At 69.0% G+C, this 22,553-nt stretch carries 20 protein-coding genes and 1 pseudogene; 8 read left to right on the top strand and 13 right to left on the bottom strand.

Features of this window, described 5'->3' with window-relative positions:
• Positions 1-769, top strand: a 769-nt coding sequence (locus ACWDR3_RS30010; protein ID WP_450355706.1) for an MmyB family transcriptional regulator, incomplete at its 5' end; no start/stop codon positions are given.
• Positions 756-1,634 (top strand): oxidoreductase, encoded by an 879-nt coding sequence (locus ACWDR3_RS30005; RefSeq protein WP_450355705.1) that lies wholly within the window; start codon positions 756-758, stop codon positions 1,632-1,634. The genes ACWDR3_RS30010 and ACWDR3_RS30005, both read left to right, overlap by 14 nt.
• Before the next feature lie 37 nt (positions 1,635-1,671).
• On the opposite strand, the gene ACWDR3_RS30000 is transcribed toward ACWDR3_RS30005, so the two are convergent.
• Positions 1,672-2,211 (bottom strand): GNAT family N-acetyltransferase, encoded by a 540-nt coding sequence (locus ACWDR3_RS30000; RefSeq protein ID WP_450355704.1) that lies wholly within the window; start codon positions 2,209-2,211, stop codon positions 1,672-1,674.
• A gap of 108 nt (positions 2,212-2,319) precedes the next feature.
• Between ACWDR3_RS30000 and ACWDR3_RS29995 the strand changes: the two genes are divergently transcribed.
• Positions 2,320-3,240 carry an HD domain-containing protein gene (locus ACWDR3_RS29995; protein ID WP_450355703.1) on the top strand — a complete coding sequence of 307 codons (921 nt, stop codon included), beginning with the start codon at positions 2,320-2,322 and terminating at the stop codon, positions 3,238-3,240.
• 44 nt (positions 3,241-3,284) lie between these two features.
• Here ACWDR3_RS29995 and ACWDR3_RS29990 read toward each other — a convergent pair whose 3' ends face one another.
• The 6 genes from ACWDR3_RS29990 to ACWDR3_RS29965 form a co-directional block, all read right to left on the bottom strand.
• Positions 3,285-4,187: a carbohydrate ABC transporter permease gene (locus ACWDR3_RS29990; RefSeq protein WP_450355702.1), complete on the bottom strand. Its 903-nt coding sequence runs from the start codon at positions 4,185-4,187 to the stop codon at positions 3,285-3,287.
• Positions 4,184-5,107 carry a carbohydrate ABC transporter permease gene (locus tag ACWDR3_RS29985; protein WP_450355701.1) on the bottom strand — a complete coding sequence of 308 codons (924 nt, stop codon included), beginning with the start codon at positions 5,105-5,107 and terminating at the stop codon, positions 4,184-4,186. The genes ACWDR3_RS29990 and ACWDR3_RS29985 overlap by 4 nt, the downstream gene beginning before the upstream one ends.
• Positions 5,108-5,213: 106 nt before the next feature.
• Positions 5,214-6,521 carry an ABC transporter substrate-binding protein gene (locus ACWDR3_RS29980; RefSeq protein ID WP_450355700.1) on the bottom strand — a complete coding sequence of 436 codons (1,308 nt, stop codon included), beginning with the start codon at positions 6,519-6,521 and terminating at the stop codon, positions 5,214-5,216.
• 329 nt (positions 6,522-6,850) lie between these two features.
• Positions 6,851-7,510: a ThuA domain-containing protein gene (locus ACWDR3_RS29975; RefSeq protein ID WP_450355699.1), complete on the bottom strand. Its 660-nt coding sequence runs from the start codon at positions 7,508-7,510 to the stop codon at positions 6,851-6,853.
• On the bottom strand, positions 7,510-8,946 hold the full coding sequence (locus ACWDR3_RS29970) for an aldehyde dehydrogenase family protein (protein ID WP_450355698.1): 1,437 nt from the start codon (positions 8,944-8,946) through the stop codon (positions 7,510-7,512). Before ACWDR3_RS29970 ends, ACWDR3_RS29975 begins: the two co-directional genes overlap by 1 nt.
• Before the next feature lie 122 nt (positions 8,947-9,068).
• Positions 9,069-10,319: an ROK family protein gene (locus ACWDR3_RS29965; protein WP_450355697.1), complete on the bottom strand. Its 1,251-nt coding sequence runs from the start codon at positions 10,317-10,319 to the stop codon at positions 9,069-9,071.
• Between the two features lie 180 nt (positions 10,320-10,499).
• Here ACWDR3_RS29965 and ACWDR3_RS29960 point away from each other — a divergent pair, with 180 nt between their 5' ends.
• The gene (locus ACWDR3_RS29960; protein WP_450355696.1) at positions 10,500-11,084 is read left to right on the top strand and encodes a hypothetical protein; all 585 of its coding nucleotides are present in this window, start codon (positions 10,500-10,502) and stop codon (positions 11,082-11,084) included.
• 31 nt (positions 11,085-11,115) lie between these two features.
• On the opposite strand, the gene ACWDR3_RS29955 is transcribed toward ACWDR3_RS29960, so the two are convergent.
• From ACWDR3_RS29955 to ACWDR3_RS29945, 3 genes are all read right to left on the bottom strand, one after another.
• Complete coding sequence (locus ACWDR3_RS29955) at positions 11,116-11,757, bottom strand: nucleotidyltransferase domain-containing protein (RefSeq protein WP_450355695.1); 642 nt, start codon at positions 11,755-11,757, stop codon at positions 11,116-11,118.
• Positions 11,754-12,584, bottom strand: coding sequence for a class I SAM-dependent methyltransferase (locus ACWDR3_RS29950; RefSeq protein ID WP_450355694.1), 831 nt, complete (start codon positions 12,582-12,584; stop codon positions 11,754-11,756). Before ACWDR3_RS29950 ends, ACWDR3_RS29955 begins: the two co-directional genes overlap by 4 nt.
• 80 nt (positions 12,585-12,664) lie before the next feature.
• Positions 12,665-13,285: a TetR/AcrR family transcriptional regulator gene (locus ACWDR3_RS29945; protein ID WP_450355693.1), complete on the bottom strand. Its 621-nt coding sequence runs from the start codon at positions 13,283-13,285 to the stop codon at positions 12,665-12,667.
• Between the two features lie 111 nt (positions 13,286-13,396).
• On the opposite strand from ACWDR3_RS29945, the gene ACWDR3_RS29940 reads away from it, so the two are divergent.
• From ACWDR3_RS29940 to ACWDR3_RS29930, 3 genes and pseudogenes are all read left to right on the top strand, one after another.
• A complete protein-coding gene (locus tag ACWDR3_RS29940; protein WP_450355692.1) occupies positions 13,397-14,197 on the top strand; it encodes a siderophore-interacting protein in 801 nt (266 codons plus the stop codon).
• Positions 14,198-14,208: 11 nt separating this feature from the next.
• Complete coding sequence (locus ACWDR3_RS29935; RefSeq protein WP_450355691.1) at positions 14,209-16,416, top strand: 2Fe-2S iron-sulfur cluster-binding protein; 2,208 nt, start codon at positions 14,209-14,211, stop codon at positions 16,414-16,416.
• Positions 16,417-16,722: 306 nt separating this feature from the next.
• Positions 16,723-17,548 (top strand): annotated as a pseudogene (locus ACWDR3_RS29930) (IS5 family transposase).
• A gap of 69 nt (positions 17,549-17,617) precedes the next feature.
• Here ACWDR3_RS29930 and ACWDR3_RS29925 read toward each other — a convergent pair.
• Positions 17,618-18,244, bottom strand: coding sequence for a class I SAM-dependent methyltransferase (locus ACWDR3_RS29925; RefSeq protein WP_450355690.1), 627 nt, complete (start codon positions 18,242-18,244; stop codon positions 17,618-17,620).
• A gap of 172 nt (positions 18,245-18,416) precedes the next feature.
• Positions 18,417-19,406, bottom strand: a complete 990-nt coding sequence (locus ACWDR3_RS29920) for a helix-turn-helix transcriptional regulator (protein WP_450355689.1) — start codon at positions 19,404-19,406, stop codon at positions 18,417-18,419.
• 168 nt (positions 19,407-19,574) lie between these two features.
• On the opposite strand from ACWDR3_RS29920, the gene ACWDR3_RS29915 reads away from it, so the two are divergent.
• Positions 19,575-19,997: a VOC family protein gene (locus ACWDR3_RS29915; protein WP_450355688.1), complete on the top strand. Its 423-nt coding sequence runs from the start codon at positions 19,575-19,577 to the stop codon at positions 19,995-19,997.
• 88 nt (positions 19,998-20,085) lie between these two features.
• On the opposite strand, the gene ACWDR3_RS29910 is transcribed toward ACWDR3_RS29915, so the two are convergent.
• The gene (locus ACWDR3_RS29910) at positions 20,086-22,413 is read right to left on the bottom strand and encodes a YncE family protein (protein WP_450355687.1); all 2,328 of its coding nucleotides are present in this window, start codon (positions 22,411-22,413) and stop codon (positions 20,086-20,088) included.
• Positions 22,414-22,553: the final 140 nt, after the last annotated feature.

The raw sequence follows: 22,553 nt of genomic DNA, 5'->3' as shown, positions 1-22,553 counted from the left end.
CCGCAGCCACTGCTCCACCTCGCCCACATGCGCGGCCGCCGCCGCCCGTGCCGCCTCCGGGTCGTGGGCGACCAGGGCCCGGTGGATGGCCGCGTCACCCCAGGTACTCGGGGCGCTGGCGGCCGCACTCCTGCTGGCCGACGAGGAGGCGGCCTACCTGCGCGCACTCGTCGATCCGCCACAGCGCGGGCAGTCCCGGGCTGTCCGGGAGTACGCCGGCCCGCAGCTGGTGTCCTTGCTGGACGCCTGGCCGGACACACCGGCTCTGGTCTACGGCCGCTACCTCGACCTGCTGGCCGTCAACTCCCTGGGCGAGGCGCTGTTCTCGTGGCTCGGCAGCGAGACGAGCCTGATCACGGCGATGTTCCTCAACCCCGCCGCACGCGACTTCTACCGCGACTGGGCCGTTGTGGCGCAGGGCTGCGTGGCCGCACTGCGGGCCGCCAACCCCGACCCGGACGACCAGCGGCTGCAGGAGCTGGTGGGCCAACTCTCCGTACGCAACCACGACTTCGCCCGCATGTGGGCCCGCCACGAGGTCCGGGCCAAGACGGCCTCGGCCAAACGCTTTCACCACCCGGTGGTCGGCGAACTGACCCTGAACTTCGAGACGTTCTCCGTCCACAGCGCGCCGGGCCAGCACCTGGTGGTCTACCGAGCCGAACCCGGCAGCCCCGCCGAACAGTCACTGGCCCTGCTGGGCAGCTTCACCCTCACCGAATTCCCGGACGCTCACTACGAAGGACACATCCCGCATGACCTCCCCTGACTCTCACGTCTCGCCCGCGTCCCCCGTCTGGTTCATCACCGGCTGCTCCTCCGGCCTGGGCCGCGCACTGGCCCGCGCCGTCCTGGAACGCGGATGGCGGGCGGTGGTCACGGCCCGGAACCCCGCCAAAGCCGCCGACTTGATCGCCGGACACGAGGAACGCGCCCTAGTCCTCGCGCTGGACGTCACCGACCCGGAGCAGACCGCACACGCGGTCGCCGAGGCGGAGGCCGCCTTCGGGCGGATCGACGTACTGGTGAACAACGCGGGCTACGGGTACCTCGCGGCCGTCGAGGAGGGCGAGGACGACGAGGTCCGCGCCCTGTTCGACACCAACGTCTTCGGTCTGGTGGACACCACCAGGGCGGTTCTGCCCGGTATGCGAGCCCGTCGCGCCGGCCACATCGTGAACATCTCCTCACTCGGTGGCCTGGTCGCCTTTGGAGCCACCGGTTACTACCACGCCAGCAAATTCGCCGTGGAGGGTCTCTCCGAGTCCCTCGCCGCCGAGGTCGCCCCGCTCGGCATCAAGGTCACGATCGTCGAACCCGCCGCGTTCCGCACCGACTGGTCCGGTCCCTCGATGCGCCAGTCCTCGACCTCCATCGCCGACTACGCCGCCACCGCGGGCACGCGACGCATGAGCACCTTGGCCACCTACGGCCACCAGCCCGGTGACCCGGCCCGCGCCGCCCAGGCCGTCATCGAGGCGGTCACGGCCGAACAGCCCCCACTCCGCCTGCTGTTGGGCAGGGCCGCATACGACATCGCCACCGCCAGGCTCGGCTCGCTCAGGTCCGAGTTCGACGGCTGGCGGGAGGTGACGCTCAGCGCCGACTTCCCCACCGAGCAAACGGCAAGCTGACGTACGTGGGACAGGGGGCCGTCCGGGCGTCGCACCCTCAACCCGACGCCGTGCCCGGCGACCACATGCCGAGCCATTGTTCGGCACCCCAGGCTTCGAACCGCTCCACCTCGGTGAACCCCAGCTTCGCCGCGAGCCGCATCGAACCGACGTTGGCACTCTGGGTGGCAAGCACTACCGGCTCACCGGGAAGCTGGCCGGCGAGCCAGTCCAGTGCCGCCGTGCACGCCTCGGAGGCGTACCCGAATCCCCACGCCCGCGGCAGGAACAGATACCCGAGATCGGCCTTCCCCTCGGCAGCCGCGCACCGATGCCCCTTCGCCCTCCTGAGCAGGATCAGGCCGATCATCGCCCCGTCGAGTTCCACGACGAAGTTCCCGGGCCGCCGCTCGGGGACCTCGGATATCTCGCGCTCAAGCTCGTCACGCGGCCGGGGCCCACCGAGATAGGTGTGCACCTCTGCTGACGCAAGCAGCTCGATGAACGTCGCACGGTCCCGGGTCTCGGACTCCCGGAGCACGAGCCTCTCGGTCTTGATCGGCTCAGGCGGCCAAGCCACGGTTTCCAGATCTTCCATCGGCACACGCTAACAAGTGATCATCCCAACCACCTTGTCAGCCCGCAGAGTTGGAAGCGCCCCTGAAGCCCTCACCCCCACAGCAACTGCAACAGCTACCCTGTCGCGGTGACGACCTCGCGAGTGCTGTCGATCGCCCTCCAGGACACCGACCAACCCCCACTGCGTCCCCTGCCGATCGAAGCAGCCGACCTGCTCCACAAGGTCGATGCTCCGCCCCGCCTGGTCGCCCATCTGCGGGCAGTCCACGACGTAGCAGGGCAACTCCTCGAATGGATCGCCGCGCGCGACCTCGACCTGGGCATCAATCCGGAGGCCGTTCTCTTCGGAGCCGCCACCCACGACATCGGCAAGACGCTGCACACCGCCGAGTTGTCCGCCCCCGGTTCACAGCACGAAGCAGCCGGCCGCGACCTGCTCATGACCCACGGCATCGACTCCGCCATGGCACGCTTCGCCGCAACACACGCCACCTGGACCACCGACGACATCGGCACGGAAGACCTCCTGGTCAGCCTGGCCGACAAGATCTGGAAGAACAAGCGCGTCCCCGAACTCGAAGACCTGGTCGTCGCCAGACTGGCGGCGGCAAGCGGACGACCGGCCTGGGAAGAGTTCCTCGACCTGGACAACTGCCTTGCCCACATCGGCGACCAGGCCGATGAACGCCTCGCCTACCAGGCGTCCTACCCGACAGCCGAGAGCGGCCCTCGACCGCCGAACCTCCCGGTCGCACTCACGACATGGTCCGCCAAGAACGAAGTGCCTCTCCGCGCACGCGGGATGACCACCGAGCTGCGGCACTCGCCACGAGACGGCCGCCTCAAAGCCAGCGCATGGCTCACCGTCGAGGCCGACCACCGGATCGTACAGATCACCGTCTGGAACACCGGAGAAACCGAACTCGACTTCGCGGACCTCAGCACCGGTGACCACCGTCCGGAGCACCGAGACCTCCGAACCGAGCAAGAACTCCATGTCCTCCTGGAATCCGTACTTGACTGGGTCGCCCTCGGCACGAACGCCTGAAGCGACTACCCCGAAGCCGAAGTCGCCGACCCGTGTCGGTCACTTCACTTCAGTCCCCCAGTCACCAGGTCGATGCGCCAATACCGCTGCAAAGACAAGAACAGCGCAATGACAGGGATCACGGACAGCAGCGTGCCCGTGATCACCAGGGAGTACAGGGATGCCTGGTTGGCGCCGTGGCGCAGGAGGCTGTAGAGGCCGACCGTCAGGGGGAACTTGTCGTCGCTCGTCACCATGACGAAGGGCAGCAGGAAGTTGTTCCAGATGACGATGAACTGGAGCAGGAAGACGGTGATCAGCCCGGGGGCCATGAGCCGCAGGCCGATCGCCGAGAACATCCGCCACTCGCTCGCCCCGTCCATCCGCCCGGCGTCGAGCAGCGAGTCGGGGACGGACGCGGCGGCGTAGATGCGGCACAGGTAGATGCCGTACGGGTTGAAGAGTTGGGGCAGGATCACCGCCGGGTAGCTGTCGGTGATGCCGACTCGGGCCAGCAGCAGGTACTGCGGCACGGCCAGGACCACCTGTGGCAGCAGGACGCCCGCCAGGATCGTCTTGAACAGCAGGTTGCGGCCCCGGAATTCGTACTTGGCGATGGCGTAACCGGTCGCCGCCGAGACCGCGGTGGCCACGAGCCCGCCGACCCCCGCGTACAGGAAGCTGTTGAACATCCAGTGCCAGAACACGCCCGAGTCGTACGAGGAGAGGTCGGCGATGTTGTCCACCAACCCCGAGCCGAACGACGGCAGATAGGTCGCGGTCGAGAACAACTCGCTGCGTGACTTGGTGGACGCGATCAGGATCCACAGCGTCGGCACCAGGCAGTAGACCGCGCCGAGGAGCAGTACGGCGGTGGGCAGCAGGGCGATGCCTCGGCGGCGGGGTGGTTCGGTGCGGGTGGCGGTCAGCTGGGGCGCCACGGGGCGGGCGGGCGAGTCGATCGTCATCGCTGCTCCTTGCCTACGGCTCCGGCGGCGCCCCAGCGGGTCTGGGCGAGGCGCCCGACGAGCAAGGACACGGCGAGGATGCCGACCGCGAAGACGATCGAGGTGGCCGCCGCGAGATGGATGTCGGAGTCGACGAAGGCGTCGGTGTAGATCTTCATCAGGGGAACCCAGGTCAGGGAGATGGCGTTCGACAGCGGCTGGAGTGTGTTCGGTTCGTTGAACAGCTGCAGGGCGGCCAGGACGGTGAACAGGGTGCACATGGCGATGGCGGGGCGGATCAGCGGGACCTTCACCCGCAGCGCGATCTGGAGTTCCGACGCTCCGTCGATCCTTGCCGCCTCGTAGATCTCCGGCGGCAGTCCGCGCAGGGACGTGTACATCACCACCATGTTGAAGCCCACCGCGCCCCACACCGCGATGTTCGCGACCGAGACGTAGACCATCGAGGTGCCGAAGAAGTCGACGTCCCGCCCGCCGATGGGGCTGGTCGCGGGCAGGTAGAGGAAGCCCCAGAGGAGCGTGGCGATGACTCCGGGCACCGCGTACGGGAGGAAGATCGCCAGCCGGGTGAATCGCGTGAACCGGGCCCGCGCGGTGTCCAGAAGGAGCGCGAACAGCAGGGCGAGCAGCACGGTCGCCGGTACGGTGATCGCGCCGACGAGCAGCATCCGCAGCACGCTGTGCCACAGCTCGGAGTCATGGATCACGGCGGAGTAGTTGTCCAGACCCGCGAAGACCGTTCTGCTTCCGGTGCCCAACAGGCCGCCGCTGACCTTGCGTTGCTGGAAGCTGAGGAGCAGTGCGTAGGCCCCGGGGGCGACCACGAACAGCAGGAGGAGCAGGGTCGCGGGCAGGACCAGCAGATAGGGCAGCCGACTCTGGCCCGCCCTGCGGTTCCGCCGCGAAGTGCTTGTCGCCATCGAAGTGTCGTCCCCATCGGATGAGTGGCCGGTTCGGTGGTTGATGCCGGTACGGTCGCCCGGCGCAGGAGTCAGGGAGGCGCGCCGGGCGACCGTGTCGCCGGGGTCAGTGGAGGGTGAACCCGAGCTTCTTCATGCCTGCCGTGGTGTTGTTCTGCATGGTGTCGAGCGCGCCGGTGAACGACTTGCCCGACTGGAGCGCCGCGCCGAAGCTGTCCCGGTAGGCGGAGAAGGTCACCGTGACGTTCGGGCCCCACATCGAGAAGCTGCGTGCGCCTGGTGCCACCTTGCTCACCTGGGCGTAGTAGTCCGGCTGGTTCGGGAAGAAGGCCGGCGGCTGGTCGAGGATCGGCAGGGCACGTCCGGAGGTCGAGGCCGGATAGATGTTGATGTTCTTGACCTGCGCCGTCACCGCCTTGGCGTCGGTGTTCAGCCAGCTCGCGAACTCCGCTGCCTCGGCGGGGTGTTTGGAGTCGGCGGTGACCGTGATGGCCGAACCACCCCAGATGCCGGTGGTGTTGTCGCCCGCCGTCCAGGCCGGCAGCGGCGCGGCGGTCCACTTGCCCTTGGTCGACGGGGCGATGCCGCCGATCTGGGCCGGGGCCCAGGCGCCGGAGATCCAGGTGAGGAGGGTGCCGTTGTTCATCTCCTTGTTCCACTGCGGGGAGAAGGAGGGGTTCTTCTTCACCAGCCCCTTGTCGACCAGGCCCTGCCAGTAGTCGGCGACCTTGTCGCTGGCCGTGCCGTTGATGTCCACGTGCCAGGAGTCGCCCTCCGTGGTCCACCAGTCGGCGCCCGCCTGCTGGGTGAGGCCGGTGAACCAACCCGGGTCGGCGGCATCGAAGTTGGTCATCGAGGCGCTGGGGGCCTTGGTGTGCAGCTGCGCGGCCACCTGCTCGTACTCCTGCCAGGTGGCGGGCACCTTCAGGCCGTACTTCTTGAACAGGTCGGCCCGGTAGAACATCATCAGCGGCGCGAAGTCCTGCGGGATGCCGTAGACCTTGCCCTGGAAACGGGTCTGGGCCAGCGTCGCGTCGTCGAAGTCCGTGACCGCCTTCTTCGTCTCGGCGGTGATGTCACGGATCACGCCGTTCGCCACCAGGCCGGGCAGCGACTGGTACTCGACTTTCGCGATGTCGGGGGCTGTCTTGGCCTGGTGTGCGGTGATCATCTTGCTGACGAGCTGGTCACCGCCCGCCGGGTTGCTGAGGGCGATCTGGATGTCGGGGTGCGTCGAGTTCCACAGGGCGACGACCTTGTCCATGCCCGGGTCCCAGGCCCACATGGTGAGGCGGACCTTGCCGCCCTTCGATGCCGAACCGCTGTCGGAACCGCCGTCCCCGCCCCCGCAGGCGGCGAGAACCAGGGTGGCGGCCAGCGTGGCGCCTGCGACTGCGACGAATCTGGTCTTCATTGGCCAGTCTCACTTTCGTGCCAGAAGAGGGCCTGTGACCCGAACCCAGGGCCGACCCGAGTCGACCTGTCCCTACTTTGACTGCGACTTAAGCTAAGTCGCAGTGAAGGCGCGGTCAATACGAGTTACGTACCGATTCACGATGTGTCGATTTCTTTATGAGTCGATTTCTCCACCGACGCCGTGCACCCCTGGTGGCGGACACAGGGGCGACTCGCGAAGCAAGGCGTCCGGCCCCTGCACCGTACGCGCCGGGACGCACGGCCGGGATCACCGAAGGATTACAGATCAGGCCGATACGGACAGTGCGCCGTACCGCTTCCCCTCGTTCACCGTGCCGCCCAGATCAGGCCGCGCCGGGTGAGCTCTCGTATCGTCGGCTCGCGCAGGTCGTCCGGTCGGTGGCCCACGGCGGAGAAGAAGACACGTCCCCTCCCCCACTGCCTGGTCCAGGCGACGGGCATGTCGACCGGCCGTTCGCCCTGCCCCGCGGCGCCCGGCTCGACGGTGGTGGACGCCAGTACCGTGCTGAACGCGTCGGTCAACATCCAGTACTGCTCCGTCACGACCGTCGCGTCGGGCAGCCCGGCGACGATCGGGTGCTCCCGGAGTTCCGGCTCGATCCGGACCCGGTACTCCAGGAACTCCGCCGGGTGGTGCAGAAACAGGCCCCCGACCATGCGCAGGTACGCGGGAGAGTCCTGGAACGTCGCTACGACACCGCCGTGCCAGCCCGCGAAGCCGGTGCCCGCCTCGACGGCCGACACGAGCCCCGCGCACTGCTCCTCGGTCAGCCGACCTTCGCTCCAGCACTGCACCACGAGGTCGGTACGTGCCATGAGGTCGGCGTCGGCGTAGGCGTCCAGGTCCTCTCGTACGGTGACCGCGAACCCGGCGTCGGCCAGCGCGGGCAGAAACAGGTCGGTGCACTCCCGTGGGGCGTGACCTTCCCAGCCGCCGCGCACCACCAACGCCCTACGAGCCGCCATCAACGGGTCGCGGGGTCGGCGGTCCAGGCCGGCAGGGTGAGCGGAGTGCGTTGGACGCCGATCCACTGGCGTTTGGTGAAGCCCGCCATCTGGTCGTCGGCGCCGTGCCGGGCGTGGGCGTCGTTGACGTGCACCTCGCCGGCGTCCAAGCGCTCGGCCACCGACAGGCCTCGTATGAGGTCGGCGGAGAACACCGAATTCATCAGCATGGGCAGCCCGTTGGCCACCGCCACCGCCTCCTCCTGGTCGTCCACGACGGTGACCGGGAGGACCGGGCCGAAGATCTCCTCGGTGAAGGCGGGCATCTCGGGCGTCACCTTGGCCAGCACGGTGGGCCGGTAGAACAGCCCCTCGGAACCGTCGAACGTGCCGCCGGTGAGCACCTCCGCGCCCATCTCCACCGACGCCGTCACGAGGGCGTGCACCCGGTCGCGCTGGCGGGTGCTGATCAGGGGGCCGAGATCCGCCGTACCGCTCATCGGATCGCCGACGCGCAAGGCGGCGGCGCGGCGGGTGAGGGCGTCGACATAGCGGTCCGCGACCGCCCGGGTGACGATGTGGCGGCTCGCGCTGATGCAGGTCTGCCCCTGGTATTCGAGCGAGGCGACCATCGCGCACGAGGCCGCGAGGTCGATGTCAGCGTCGTCGAGAACCAAGAAGGCGTTGCTGCCGCCGAGTTCGAGCCGGATCGGCCGCAGGGTGGCGGCCGCGGAGGCGGCGATGGAGAGGCCGACCTCACGGGATCCGGTGAAGTCCAGCAGGTTCAGGCCGGCATGCTCGGCGAGCGCGTGCCCGGCGTCGAGGCCGTCGCCGGGCACCACGTTGAGGACGCCCGGCGGCAGGCCCGCCGCCTCGGCGGCCTCGGCGAGCACCTGGCCGCCGATGATCGGGGTGAGCTCGGCCGGCTTGAGCACGACGGTGTTGCCGAAGGCCAGCGCCGGCGCGACCGCCCGCATGGCGAGGTTGACCGGGTAGTTCCACGGGGTGATTACGCCGATCACGCCGAGCGGCACCGCCCGGGACATCGAGAGCTTGCCCGCCTTGTACGGCGGCAGCAGGTCGCCGGCGTTCTCGCTCGCCTGGATCATCGAGATCCGCAGCTGCCGGATGCCGGTGGACACCTCGTCCTCGGCCTTGTCCCGCACCCCGCCGGTCTCGCGCATGCTCTGCTCGACCAGCTCCGAGTAATGCGCCTGGAGAAAGTCCGCCATGCGACCGAGGCAGGCCGCGCGCTCGGGAGCGCTCAGCGCGGCCCAGCCGGGCTGGGCGGCACGGGCCGCGGCCACCGCCCGTCCGACATCCGCGGCCCCACCAAGGTCGTACGTACCGATCACGGCACCCGTGGCCTTCTCCACGACGTCGGCGGTACGCCCTGAGGAGGCCGGGCGGAACGTTCCGTCGATGTAGAGCCGGGCTGCGGGGAACTGAGACGTCATGAAGACTCCACGGAGGTCAGGAGACTTTGGCTACGACTTAAACTAAGAGGCGACAGTCATTGGCGTCAACCAGTGCGGATGCGAGCACCGCGAACGGGAAACGCCTGGGTCTACGCCTGGGTCTACGCCCAGGCCTCCGCGCCGGCCTCCAGCCCGGAAACGATTGTCGACCGTCGGCCGCTCGTCGCCAGCAGGTCCGCCACCGGCAGGGTGGCGGCGCCCATCGCCACCGCCTCCTGGCCCAGCCGCCCGACCTCGATGCGGGTGCGCCCGCGCAGATACGACAGGGCGTGCCGCTCGGCCGTCTCGCGCACGGTGGGCAGTACCACCCCGCCCATCACCGAGCCGGCCCATCCGGAGAGCACCACGAGATCGGGGTGGAGCAGGTTGATCAGGTTGCCGATCCCGATGCCGATGTACTCCCCGACCTTCTCCAGGGTCTCCATGGCCACCGGGTCGGTCGCCGCCCGTGCCGTGAGCTCCGCGAACCGGCTCTCGGTCCCGGCGGACCGGAACGGCTGACTGCCCAGCGTGGACTGGTAACGGTGCAGGATGGCCTCGGCGCCGACGTACGCCTCCAGGCAGCCCCGTGAGCCGCAGCGGCAGGGCAGCCCGCCCGCGTAGATCACCGTATGACCCCACTCGATCGTGGCGGGGGCCAGGCCCGCGATCCCGCCCTCCACGCCCGAACCGAGGGACGCGCCCACGCCGACTCCGATGAGCGCGGTGACCACGCGGTCGGCGCCCCGGCCCACACCGCGCCACATCTCCGCCTGGCCCAGGGTGCGGGCGCAGTTGTCCAGCATGAGCGGTGCCTCGATGCCGGGGGCGAGCATCTCGCCGAGCGGGACACCGGACCAGCCGAGCGTCGGCGCGTGCACGAGTGTGCGCCCGGGGATCTGTGGGTCGGGCTGGACCGCGCCGGGCACGCCGACGCCGATGCCGAGCAATTCTGCGGGGTCGATGCCCGCGGCGCGGGTCACCTCGGCGATCCCCTGGAGCACCAGCGCGGCAACCGACTCGGCGTCGAGCCGGGTGTCGGCGATCGGGTAGACCTCGGAGTGGAGCACGGACAGGGTCCAGTCGAACAGACCGATCCTGACGTGCGTCTCGCCGATGTCGACACCGATCACGGTGCCGTAGTCCGGTCGGATCTCGAGTACGGAACGCGGCCGGCCTCCGTCGGAGTCCTCCGAACCGCCCTCCGCGATCAGCCCCTCGGCGAGAAGTTGGGAGACGACGTTGCTCACCGTCGCCGAACTGAGGCCGGAGGCGCGGGTCAGCCGGTTCCGGCTGGTGGGTCCCTGCACATACAGCGCGGAGAGGATGACGGACCGGTTGTGCCGCCGCAAGTCGCTCGTCGTTCTCTTCACCACGGGTTTCACATGACAAAGTGTGCCAGCCCGCGGATCCGCGCATCCGAACGCGTCCCGCGAGACGCAGCGCACCGGCCCTGTCGACGCAGCACATCGGGGTGTCCCGGCGAGTCACGCTTCCGCGTCCTGCACCGGCGCCTGTGACAAAGCGTTCGGGACCGGATGACAATCCAGCACATGGATGACGCGTTCACACTCATTCGGCAGGCCGTCGACCTCCTGCCCCAGGACGCCGCGGCGGACAACGGCCAGACGGTCGGGGATGTGCGCGACGACATCGAGCTTCAGGAATGGGAGCTGGCGCTCGACGTGCTCATCGAGATCGCGGACATCCATCCGGCGCCCCTCGCCTTCTGGGAGAAACTCACCGAGGCCGCCCGGCAGATGATGCTGGACCGGACCCGCCGTTGGTGCCAGTGGCGGGGCTGGGAAGCCGAACACGGCACCATCCGCGCGACCTTGACTCTGCTGAGTGCCGACGAGGGCGGACGGCAGGCCGCCTTCTCGGGCGACGGTCGGCTCAGACCTCTCTGGGACATCGGCAACCGCACCGCGGACGGACACCACGACCTCAACATCGCGTTGCTCTGGGTGGAGTTCGCGGCGCAACTCGGCCCCGGGGACACAGCGGACGTACGACTGGCTCCCCTGCAACCCGAGAGTTGGCGGCATTTGAAGCCCGGTGACGTGATCACCATGCACGAGGCCCGACCTGTCGCGGGTACCGCCGAGATCATCGAGGTCCTCCCGCCTGGCGGGTGAGTCGGACCGGACCGTATCGGAGAAGCCGCCGTCAAAGCCTTTCCAGTTCGGCCAGCCACGGATGTCCGGGATGCATGCGCTGCAGCCATCCGGCGAGGGCGTCGCGCCGCGTCTGGTTCAGCAGCGGCAAGGCGCCGTCGAAGTCCGTCTGGTCCTTGGGCCGGGGTGCCTTCGCTTTGAACAGGAGCACCAACTCCGGTACCAGGTACGGGATTCCGTCGACTGTCCGCTCGATGATCGTGTCGTACGGCAGCCGCAGGCTCTCGTCCCGCCGGCAGATCCATGTCCCGCCGTCGTGCGGTTCGCGGAAGACGTCGAACAGGAACTGGCCGGTCGCCGGATCGCGCAACCACGTCTGATGAGTGGCTCCGAGCGCCTCAACTCCCGCACTCGCCCAGACGTGTCCCGACCCCACTGCGTCGAACTCGTACTCGGGGAAGCGGTCCCGGATCTCCGCGAATCCCGCCGCGGGCACTGCGATCTCCAGATCTCCATGGGGCCTCGACTGTTGGCCGTGGAACAGATCCAGCGCCCACCCGGCGGCGACGCACCACGGTGCGCTGACCCCGTCCAACCGCTCCGCGACCTGCTCCGGCCGCCAGGCATCCGCCCACCGGGCATGCAGTTCGTCCGCAGTGAAGGCGGCACCGCCGGGCGGCAGAGGGCTGCTCATCGCACCGCGCGCTGTCCGACGCGCAGGACACTCAGATAACGGCGTGCCGCCCGGTCGCCCATCCGCGTACGGATGCGCTCGGCGATGGCGTCGAGCAGCGGCTCGCGGACGTCGTGGTCGAGCTTCCGATACAGGGACAGCGAGCGAAGGTGATCGGCGAAGCCTTCCCCGTTGAACCACTGGAGGGTCGGGTACCAGCGCACGATCGTCGGGCCGAACAACTCACCGGGATCCTCGACCAGGCCCCAACCCTCGTCGGTGGCACGCACGTCGTCCTCCAGCGGCGGATGCCCCCAGTCGGGGTTCCCAGGGCAGAACCGCTCGTGGAGGTCGGCGGTCTCGGCGTACACCTCCGGCTCTCCCGGTCGGCGGACGACGATGTTGCCGAGCAGCGCCGTCCAGCCTCCCGGGGCGAGCACGTCGTGCGCTCGCTGCCAGCCGATCGACGGGTCGACCCAGTGCCACGACGACGCGGCCACCAGAACGTCGAAGCGTCGACCGCGGTCGTCCCACTCCTCGAACGTCGACGTCTCCACTTCGACGTTGCGGAAGTCGGCCAGCCGTTGCCGAGCGAGCGCTGCCATGTCCGCCCCGGGCTCAACTGCGGTCACTGAACCGCCGATTGCTGCCAGCGAGCGCGTCGTCTGACCGGTACCGCAGCCCACCTCCAGCACCGACGACTTCTCGTCCATGCCGGTGACGGCGACGAGATCCGCGAACAACTCCTCGGGATAGCCCGGCCGGACGCGGTCGTAGAGCTCCGGCACCTCGTTGAAGACGCGGCCGAGCTCGCGTCGATTCGGGGGCATCTGCGGGTCGACGGTCACGAGCGGACAAGCTACGAGGCTCGTGCGCGGAGGCGCCACTGGTTTACCGCCGCGTCGGACTTCTGCGCCCCGACGAAGAACTACTGATCGCCGCGCAGGTAGCGGGTGACCATGTCCACCAGCTCGTTCTCGAACGTCTCGACCGGGATGGACTGCGGTGCGGCCATGAGCTTGTGCGTGTTCAACTCCACGGTGAACACGATCAGTTCGGCCGCGGTGTCGAGGTCCCGCACGCGGACGTCGGGGTGCCGGGCGAGGAGATCGCGTACCTGAGCGACGCGAGCCTTTCCGTGCCGTTCGATCGTGTCGAGCAGTTCCTGCGAGAGCGCGGCCTCCTCGACCATGATCCGCAGCAGCTGTGGGTCGTCGCGGTGATGGTCGATCGCGTCGCGGACCAGCGCCCGCGCGGTCGCCTCCAGGCTCCCGGCGGACAGGTCCAGCAGGTCGGCCTGTGCCCACGTGCCGCGGTCAATGTGCCGTACCGCCAACTCGGCGAGGATCGCGTCCTTGTTCGGAAAGTACTGGTAGAGCGAGCCGATGGAGATGCGGGCGTGTTCGGCGATGCGGTTGGTGGTGCCGGCGGCGTAGCCGTACTCGGCGAAAACGTGAGCAGCGGCGGTGAGGATGCGGTCGCGGGTGAGCTCGGCGCGCACCTGGCGAGGCTTGCGACGTGGCTGAAGACGGCGTTCGTCCGACGGCATTCGGAGGCCTCCTCGGGGCACGAAAAGCGAGTAGCCAAAGAGCTGAGCTATTGCTCACAATAGTGCCATGAGCTGCGAAAACAAGGGCGTACTCGGTGTGGGTGGCAGGCCGTGATCCCGAAGGTGTACCTGCCCGAGTCACGCAGGATGATCACGCTGGAGGTGCGTCGGCGCGAGCTCCTCACGCCGGGCTTCGCGAGCGTCACCCTCGGCGGACCGGCCCTACGGGATCTGGTCGTCGCGGGCGGCGATCAGGCGGTTCGCCTGTTCTTCCCTCGGGAGGGCCAGACCGCGTTGCGGATGCCGACCGTCTCGAACGACGCCTGGATCGCGCAGCTGTTGCTCCTGCCGAAGTCGGTCCGACCGTGGGTGCGCAACCTGACGATCCGGCGCGTGCGGCCCGCGGACGACGAGATCGACATCGAGTTCGCGCTGCACGGTGACTCGCCCATGGCGTCGTGGGCGCGCCGGGCAGAGCCGGGCGATCCGGCCGGGATCTTCGACGTCGGCACGATGTACCGGCTGCCGGAGCACGCGGAGGGACAGCTGCTGGTCGGGGACGAGACCGCGCTGCCCGCCATCCTGTCGATCCTCGACGGAACACCTCCCTCGCTGCCCACGGACGTCTACCTGGAGGTGGCGACCGCGGCGGACATCCGGTCTCTCGACGTGCCCGCCGGCGTCCGCGTCCACTGGTTCAGCCGCGACGACGAAGAACTGCGGCCCGGCACTTCGACGTTGGACGCGCTGCGCGACGCGTCGCTGCCCTCCGGGCGCTTCTACACGTGGGTCGCGGGAGAGTCCCGGCTCGCCACGACGGTACGACGGCATCTGGTCAACGACCGTGGGGTGCCCAAGCGGGACATCTCGTTCTTCGGCTACTGGCGTCTGGGCCGGTCCGCCCCCGGCTGAGAGGAAACCCTGTGCACAACGCCATCAGGTTCAGCGACCTGCGCCACCTGACGACGGTGGACGAGGTCGAGGCGACCGTCGGCCGCCCGGCGTCGGTGGTCATGCTCAAGCAGATCAGCGCCCTCGACGAGGGCTGCCGGACCGTCCTCGCCCGATCCCCGATCGCGGCCTTCGGATACCGGGACGGACACGGCATCAGCAGGACGACCTTCATCGGCGGCACGCCGGGCTTCGTACGTGTCCACTCACCGACCCGGTTCTCGTTCTCACTGCCCGACTCCGGTGACCCGCACGGTCCGGTCTCGTTCTTCTTCCTCCTGCCCGGCGTCGGCGAACTCCTGCGCGTCAACGGCTCGGTGGCCGCACGGAAGGGCGCGGAGACGATCGTCGACGTCGAGGAGGCGTACGTCCACTGCGCGCAGGCCGTCTTGAGATCCCGCCTGTGGCAGCCGCCCACCCCGGCCGAGCCGGCAGTAGAGATCACTGGGGACGGGCCGCTCTCCGCCCCCGGCGTCGCCGACTTCCTGGCCGCCTCACCGTTCCTCGCACTGTCCACGTGGGACACGTCCGGAGGAAGCGACACGAGTCCGCGCGGCGACCGGCAGGCGGTCGCTCGGATCCTGGACGGCCGCACGCTGGTCATCCCGGACCGCAAGGGCAACAAGCGCGCCGACACCCTCCACAACCTCCTGCACGACGACCGGCTCTCCTTCGCCGCGCTCGTTCCCGGGCGCAGCGGTGTGCTCCGGGTCCACGGCCGGGGCGCGATCACCGACGATCCTGCGCTGCTGGAGACGATGGCGCTGCGCGGGATGCCCCCGCACCTGGCACTGCTCATCGACGTCGAACACGCCGAGGTGACCGGCAGCGACCCCTTGGTGCGCTCGCGCCTGTGGATCCCTGGCGCGCACCTCGACCAGGGTCCGATGCCGGACATGATGGCGATGGCGAGCGAACATCTCGCCGCGGGTTCGGCCGAGACGGAGGGCGGCCCGCCCGCGTTCCTCCTCAGGGCGCTCGGTTCCATCCCGGGCATGACCAGGCTGCTGCGGTTCGTGGCCAACCGTGCGTACGCGTCCGGGCTGCGGAAGGAGGGTTACGAGGATGTCGAGACCGGCGCCGACGCGGGGCGCGGTGAGGTCCTGGGCCGACGCCGTGCCGAGCGGGACGGCGACGGTGGTACCGGCATCGGCATCAGGGCAGACACTCTGCGCCAGGTGCGCGTCGCCGAGGTGCGCAGGGAGACGCCGAGCGCGCTCACCCTCGTACTGGAAGACGCCGACGGGCGCGCGGGGGCGTTCGACTTCCGGCCCGGCCAGTTCTTCACGCTCGTAGCCGACATCGATGGTCGCCCCGTGCGGCGGGCCTACTCGGCCTCGTCGGCACCCGGTTCGTCCCGGCTGGAGGTGACCGTCAAGCATGTCGAGGGCGGCCGGTTCTCCACGCACGTGCACCACGGTCTCCGCCCCGGGGATCGCATCGCCGTACGCGGCCCGTCGGGATCCTTCCACGCCCCACCGCAGCCGCCGGACGAGGTCGTGCTCGTCGCGGCGGGCAGTGGCGTGACGCCCATGATGAGCATGATCCGCACCCGGCTCACCGACCGGTCAGGGCGCGACCGGATCGCGCTGCTGTACAGCAGCCGTAGCGCGCAAGAGGTCATCTTCACCGACGAGTTGACGAGGTTGGCGAAGGAACACCCCGACCGGCTGTCGGTCACCCACGTTCTGACCTGCCGGGACGGGCGCCTCGACGAGGACGGCATACGTCGTTGGGTCACGGGCCTGTCTCCGGCCTCGGACGCCCGTTACTACACCTGCGGTCCCGAGCCGCTGATGGCCACCGTCCGAACCGTCCTGTCCGGGCTCCGAGTCCCGAACGAGCTGGTGCATCACGAGAGTTACACCAGCAGTGCGGACACGGGGACCACGGCGACGGCGCCACAGGAGATGGTCGTCGAGGAGAACGGGCACCCCGTCGGCACGGTGGTGGTCGAGCCCGGCCAGACACTGCTCGACGCGGGACTCGCCGCCGGGCTGCCGATGCCGTACTCCTGCACCGTGGGCAACTGCGGCGACTGCATAGTGCGACTTCGCGGCGGCGAGGTCACCCAGAACGAGCCGAACTGCCTTACGGAACAGCAGAAAGCCGACGGCTACGTGCTGACGTGCGTGGGCTGTCCACTGTCGAAGGTCACCCTCGAGATTGCGGAACCGTGAGCGCGGGCGTGCGGCAGCTACGGCTTCCCATGAGGTCAAGCTGTAGACCATGGGCTGTCCATAGCCTGAACCGAGCAGCCGTCGCAGCGCCGGGCAAAAGAATTGCCGTGGAGTCGAGTGAGGCGGGAGACCTATCGACGCTCGGTGGCTCACTCCGTGGCACCCCTGGACGGCCCGACCATACGAAAGACGCAGCGCATATCCGTCCCTGGAACGTAAGCCAACTAAGAGGAGCTCAAACAAAGAGCCCTGTCGGGCCATGTCTCCTTCTCCTGTTGCCTCGTTGGTCGCAATGCGGGGAAGGGGATGAGGCCGCCGTGGCTGTTGGCGGACAACCTATGGGAGCGGATCAAGCCACTGTTGCCAGTGCGGGAGAGGCATAGGCGATACCCGGGCCGGTTGCCGTTGGGCGACCGCATGTGCCTGCAAGGGATCTTGTTCGTCCTTCACACGGGCATCCAGTGGGAGTGGCTGCCACAGGACCTCGGGTTTGGCTCTGGCATGACGTGCTGGCGTCGGCTGCGCGACTGAAACGCCGCAGGTGTCTGGGACCGGTCGCACCAAGCGTTGCTGACCGAGCTACACCGGGCCGGTGTGCTGGACTGGTCGCGGGCGGTGATCGACGGCTCGCACCACCAGGCCCGTCGGGGCGGCCCAAAACGGGGCCGAGCCCGGTCGACCGCTCCCGACCCGGCTTGAAGCACCACGTGATCACCGACGGCTGCGGAACCCCGCTGGCCATCGCGCTCACCGGCGGCAACCGCCACGACGTCACCCAACTGGTCCGCTGGTCGACGCCATCCCTCACATCCGCGGCAAGAGAGGCCGGCCAAGGCATCGCCCCGACCGGCTCCATGCCGACCGGGGCTAGCGACTACGACAAGTACGACGCCTGCTGTGGAAGCGCGGGATCAAACCGGTCATCGCCCGACGTGGCGTGCCTCACGGGTCCGGGCTCGGCACCGTCCGGTGGGTCGTCGAGCGAACGAACGCCTGGATGCTGGGCTTCCGCCGTCTACGGATCCGCTGGGACATCCAGGACGACGTCCATGAAGCCTTCCTGAAGCTGGCCTGCTGTGTCATCACCTACTGGCGCGCGCCGAGTTTCCAGAGCGCCGGCCCACTACCTTGATCACCAACCCGGAACCTCACCCGATCAGGGGCCCGTTGTCGCCGCCCCGCTCCCTTCGGCCCGCCGCTGTCACCCCAGAGAGCGCCGAGCCCAGAACAGGACGTGGCCGGTGTCTCCCTCGGGCACAAACTCCTCGTGGACCACGTCAAAGCCAGCCTGCACCAGCCATGCGCGGTTCGTGGCGGCGTCGGAGTGACTCCACCACATCGCGGCCCCGCCGCCGAGCCAGTTCTCATCGGTCCCGGTCCAAGCCCGATGCCCGGTGGTGCTCAGGAACCAACCTCCCGGCCGGAGCCAGGAAGCGACCCGCTCCAGCAGGACCGGTTGTTCCTCCACCGGAACATGGATCAGGGCGTACAAGCAGACGATGGCGTCGAAGCTCCCCTGCTGGAGCTCCAAGGCCGTGGCATCAGCCCGGATGAAGTCGGCACCCGGCACAAGGTCCCGGGCCCTGCGAATCTGCACCTCACTGATATCAACGCCCGTCACACGGTGGCCCGCCTCGACCAGGGACCGGGCTACGGGCACACCAGTGCCGCACCCGATGTCTAGGACGGTGCCTGCCTCGGGGAGCCGGCCGAGCAACTCCGCGATCCACGGTCCGTACTTCGTCTCGCTGCCAAATGCCCGCTCATAGTGTTCCGAGAGCACGTCATACCCGCGCCGGACCACTTCCTTTGGATCTTCAACGTCCACGCGCGCACGCTACGGCGCGTCTGTCAGGAGCGCGACCTCTTTTCACTCAGGTTCCCTGGCCGAGCCTCCACCCTCGCGGGCGACCTGAGCTAGGCAGCATCGACGCTTGGCCCCGGCTCCCCGGCTCCCCGGCTTCACCGGGACCGACCGCGGTACTGATCATGCGGCGGGTTCACGGTCTCTGGTCCTGTGGTGCAGCCGCGCGAGCGAAGCGGGCGGCCAAGTCCCCGAACGCCGTGGCCAGTTGAGGTGGGCCGATGACCTCGATGTCGGTGTCGAAGCGGCCGATGGCGGTGGCCAGTCCGGTCCAGGACCAGGAGCCGAGGGTGAGGCGGCAGTGGTGGGGGCCGAGTTGCTCGACGATTCCGTCCTGGACGAAGGGGGCGACCTCGGCGGCCGGGAGATGGAGGATGACCTCGCCTCGGCAGGGCCAGTCGGTGGTGGTGCCGTCGTTGCCGCGGAACCGGCTGGTGACGAAGGTGGAGACGGTGCCGCCGGGGAGGTCGCGCGGGGCGAAGCGGGGGCCGGTGGGTGTGCGGGGCCGGATGCGGTCGACGCGGAAGGTGCGCCAGTCCTCGCGGTGGAGGTCCCAGGCCACCAGGTACCAGCGATGCCGCCAGGTGACCAGGTGGTGGGGTTCTACTCGGCGGGCGTCATCGGTTGACGTGCTCGGACCCTGGGCGTAGTCGAAGCGGAGTTCCTCGCGGGCCTTGATGGCTCGGCTCAGGTCCATCAGGACCTGGGTGTCGGCCTGGGGGGTGGCGCCGGGTGCCGCGGGCGGTTGGACCGCCGTGATGTGGATCAGGTCGATGCGGTGGCGCAGGCGGGGCGGCATGACCTGGCTGAGGGTGGCCAGGGCGCGGGAAGCGTCTTCGGCGACGGTGGTGCCGGCGGCCGCGGTCTGCAGCGCGACGACGAGAGCCACGGCCTGCGCGTCGTCGAACAGCAAGGGCGGCAGGTGAGTGCCGGCCTCCAAGCGGTAACCGCCGGCCGGTCCTTTGGCGGTCGTGATCGGGTAGTCGAGTTGGCGCAGGCGGTTGATGTCACGGCGCACCGTGCGCGAGGTGATGCCCAGACGCTCCGCGAGGTCATCGCCGGACCAGTCACGGGGCGTTTGGAGGAGCGAAAGCAGCGCGAGCAGCCGGGCGGATGTCTTGTGCATGGCCCCATACTCCCCGGAGTACCGGACACATCCTGTCCTCTACCTCTGCCAACGTGACACATGCGCCGTTCGGGAGGCACGCCTCCTGGTCACGGCAGCCGCGGCCGCTCGGCATCAACGTCCGACTGCCGACGGCGCACATTCGTCGCATGAGGCAAGGAGCAGATCATGTCCGTCACGACCACGACCCACCTGAACTTCCGGGGCACCGCACGTGAGGCGCTGGACTTCTACCAGTCCGTCTTCGGCGGACGCACCGTCACGGTCACCTACAAGGACGCGGGCGCCGTACGGAACGAGAGCGAGGCGGACTGGGTGATGTGGGGCGAGGTGGCCGGCGACAACGGCTTCCACGTCATGGCGTACGACGTGCCCTCGCAACTCCCCTGGAACCAGGGCGAGAACCCGTTCTTCGTCTCCGTGCGCGGAGACGAGGTCGAGGAGATCAGCGCCCTGTGGGGCAAGCTCGCCGAGGGCTCGACCATCGTGAGCCCGCTGGAGCCCGCGCAGTGGGCACCGCTGTACGGCATGCTCACCGACCGTTTCGGCGTCACCTGGGTCCTGGATGTCACCGCGCCGTACAACGGTTGAGTACGCGGTTCCTGGCCGCGGTGGGCCAACCGACAGCGCCGACCGGCAACGTCGGCCGCCACCGCGTCCAGGAACTCGCCGCCGGTAGCTACTTCGGGGTGCCGGGACGGACCGTGAAGTACGTCCATCCGCTCTGCGCACCACCGGTCTGCGCGCCCGTGGCCGGCGGCGCATAGAGGCCGCGGACGCGGTAACGGTCGTTGCTCGTGAAGTGTTTCAGAGCACGGCTGTAGCCGTACCAGCCGTCGGAGTACAAGGACACGCACTTCTGCGAGGTGTCCTGGTGCCAGGCCCCCGAGGAGTAGTGCTCGATGGACACCGATGCGCAGCCGTCGGACTGACGGGGAGTGACATGGAGGTTGAAGCTCATGGTGACTTCGGACTTGTAGAAGACCTGGTAGGTGGTGGATCCGATGCGCGTGGTCTTCAACGGGTACTGCATCTGTGTCTTGACCGCCGGCGTCAGGGTCGCGCCGGCGGTCACCGTGCGCGGTGCGTACCGGTAGTCCCCCGCGAAAGCCGCGCTGAATACGGTGTTGCGGGTGACCTTGTACGACGCGGCGAGGTTGCCGTGCGCGTCGACCTTGCCGCTCTTGAGCACGGTCCGGGGCTTGCCCGCGGGCTGGGCGGACAGCGTCACGACCCGGGAGTTGTATGTGGTCCCCAGGTGCGCGGTGACCTTGACGGTCGCGCCGGAGTGGTAGGTCTTCGCGCCGGTCGTCACCTTGAGAGCCGGGGTGGACCTGGAGACCTGAACCGTCTGCGACCCGGTCACCGGGAGGTAGGACGCGCCGCCGTCGTAGGTGAAGGAGTAGGTGTTCGCGCCGCCGGTCTGCGGGGTGTCGTGAAGGGCGAAGGTGCCGTCGGCGGCGACGGGTACCGTGCCCAGCGAGTACCCCGAGGGGTGTGCCAGGTCCGTCTTGACGACGTGCACGGCGCCGGTCTTCACGTGTGCGTGCGGCCAGTTGAGCCGTCCGGTGACGGTCAGCGGCGCGGCCCGTCCCCCGGTGTCCGGGGCGGTGAGCGTCATGGTGGGCGCGTACTTCGCGACGGGAACGTCGAAGTTCTTGGCGGCGGGGCCGTAGTGGCCGCTGCCCGAGTAGTCGACGCGGAAGCTCAGGGGGCCGGAGGTCGGAGCGGTGCCGGAGACAGCGTAGGAACCGAAGTAGTCGACCGGCGGGTGGGCCGGGGTGGCCGTCGGACTCGGAACGGGCACACCGTTCGGATCGGCTTGGTCGTAGCGCGTGATCCGCACCGTGCCGGGAATTATGGACTCCCCCGCAGCGAGGCTGAGGGGTGCGTCGAAGTCCGCACGGAACGAGTAGGCCTCGCCGGGGGCGAGCGGGGTGGTCGTCGAATTGCCTGACAGCCTCACCCACGCGGTTTCCGGGTTACGTGCCGTCAGCAGTGACGGTGTTCCGCCGGCGGCGTCCACGATCACGGCGTAGAGCCGGCTGCCGTCCGGCGCCCAAGCGAGACCGTGCAGGGCAAGGCGCATCCCCGACTCGAACTCGTACTCGTTGTAGTAGCCCTTGGCCGTTTCCGGAAACGCCTCGAATCCGGGGGTGCAGCCGCAGCCGGCGAGGGTGCCGTCCGGAGCCACGGCGACGGCACGGGCGGCCAGCGGTTCGGCGAACTGCCCGTCCACCGCCAGGTCCGAGACGCGGTAGCGGTTGCTGCTCGCGCGCAGCCAGGACGAGAGCGCCAGGTGCTCGCCGTCCGCCGTGACCGCGAAGTCGGTCAACTCGGGGACGGGCAGCGACTTCTCCGCCTGCCGGGTCAACTCACCGTCTTCGGCTGAGTACGTGGCGACGGCGGTGGTGTCGCCGGTCTGCGCGGCGGCCGCGAGGACTCCGGAGGGCGTCGGGGTCGTCGCCAGTGCCGGGGGTGCCGGCCAACTGCCCGCGTCCTCCCCCAGGCTGACGGTGCCGGCCGCGTCGACGGACCCGATGCCACCGGCACCCGTCGTCCCGTACCCGAACCAGAGGGTGCCCCCGGCGACGGCCAGCGAGTCCGGGTGGGTGTCGGCGCCCGTGCCGTAGCGCGCCGACTCGGTCAGGTTCGCCGTGCTGATCGCCGCGATCGCGTCCTGGTCCGGGAGCGCGGCGTAGAGCTCGGATCCGTCGGCGGAGAGGGTGAGACCGGTGACACCGGGCTCGCCGCTGATCGTCGTCGGATTTCCGCCGTCGAGATCGGTGACGAGGATGCCGTCGGTGCCGGTGCCACCACTGAAGTACAGGTGCCCGTGCGGGGCGTCCACGACCAGATGCGCGAAGTGCGCGATCGGCAGTGCCGTACCCGACGCCGCGTACGAGTCCACCGCGACGGGACCGAAGACGGTCGCGCCGGTCATCCCCAGGACCAACGCCCCGACGACCGACGCGGCGATCGCCGGCGAGAATCTCGCCGATTTCATCAACTGCCCCCACTCACGCACAACCTGCACGATCAACGGGCCGCAAGCTAACACGCTGCTGCCGAGCGCTGGCAGGGAGGTCCCCCCGAGGGTGCGACCGAGGCGCGATCGGGCTCTTAAGGGCGCCACAAAGAGAGCCG

The sequence above is a fragment of the Streptomyces sp. NPDC001002 genome (genome assembly GCF_053599215.1).
Note: the sequence above shows the minus strand (reverse complement) of the source record. Positions and strands in the feature narration are given on the sequence as shown.

Bases quoted from the DNA above. Each gene is read 5' to 3' on its own strand.
- ACWDR3_RS30005 (WP_450355705.1), top strand. From the start codon at position 756: ATGACCTCCCCTGACTCTCACGTCTCGCCCGCGTCCCCCGTCTGGTTC.
- ACWDR3_RS30000 (WP_450355704.1), bottom strand. From the start codon at position 2,211: ATGGAAGATCTGGAAACCGTGGCTTGGCCGCCTGAGCCGATCAAGACC.
- ACWDR3_RS29990 (WP_450355702.1), bottom strand. From the start codon at position 4,187: ATGACGATCGACTCGCCCGCCCGCCCCGTGGCGCCCCAGCTGACCGCC.
- ACWDR3_RS29985 (WP_450355701.1), bottom strand. From the start codon at position 5,107: ATGGCGACAAGCACTTCGCGGCGGAACCGCAGGGCGGGCCAGAGTCGG.
- ACWDR3_RS29980 (WP_450355700.1), bottom strand. From the start codon at position 6,521: ATGAAGACCAGATTCGTCGCAGTCGCAGGCGCCACGCTGGCCGCCACC.
- ACWDR3_RS29975 (WP_450355699.1), bottom strand. From the start codon at position 7,510: ATGGCGGCTCGTAGGGCGTTGGTGGTGCGCGGCGGCTGGGAAGGTCAC.
- ACWDR3_RS29970 (WP_450355698.1), bottom strand. From the start codon at position 8,946: ATGACGTCTCAGTTCCCCGCAGCCCGGCTCTACATCGACGGAACGTTC.
- ACWDR3_RS29960 (WP_450355696.1), top strand. From the start codon at position 10,500: ATGGATGACGCGTTCACACTCATTCGGCAGGCCGTCGACCTCCTGCCC.
- ACWDR3_RS29955 (WP_450355695.1), bottom strand. From the start codon at position 11,757: ATGAGCAGCCCTCTGCCGCCCGGCGGTGCCGCCTTCACTGCGGACGAA.
- ACWDR3_RS29945 (WP_450355693.1), bottom strand. From the start codon at position 13,285: ATGCCGTCGGACGAACGCCGTCTTCAGCCACGTCGCAAGCCTCGCCAG.
- ACWDR3_RS29920 (WP_450355689.1), bottom strand. From the start codon at position 19,406: ATGCACAAGACATCCGCCCGGCTGCTCGCGCTGCTTTCGCTCCTCCAA.
- ACWDR3_RS29915 (WP_450355688.1), top strand. From the start codon at position 19,575: ATGTCCGTCACGACCACGACCCACCTGAACTTCCGGGGCACCGCACGT.
- ACWDR3_RS29910 (WP_450355687.1), bottom strand. From the start codon at position 22,413: ATGAAATCGGCGAGATTCTCGCCGGCGATCGCCGCGTCGGTCGTCGGG.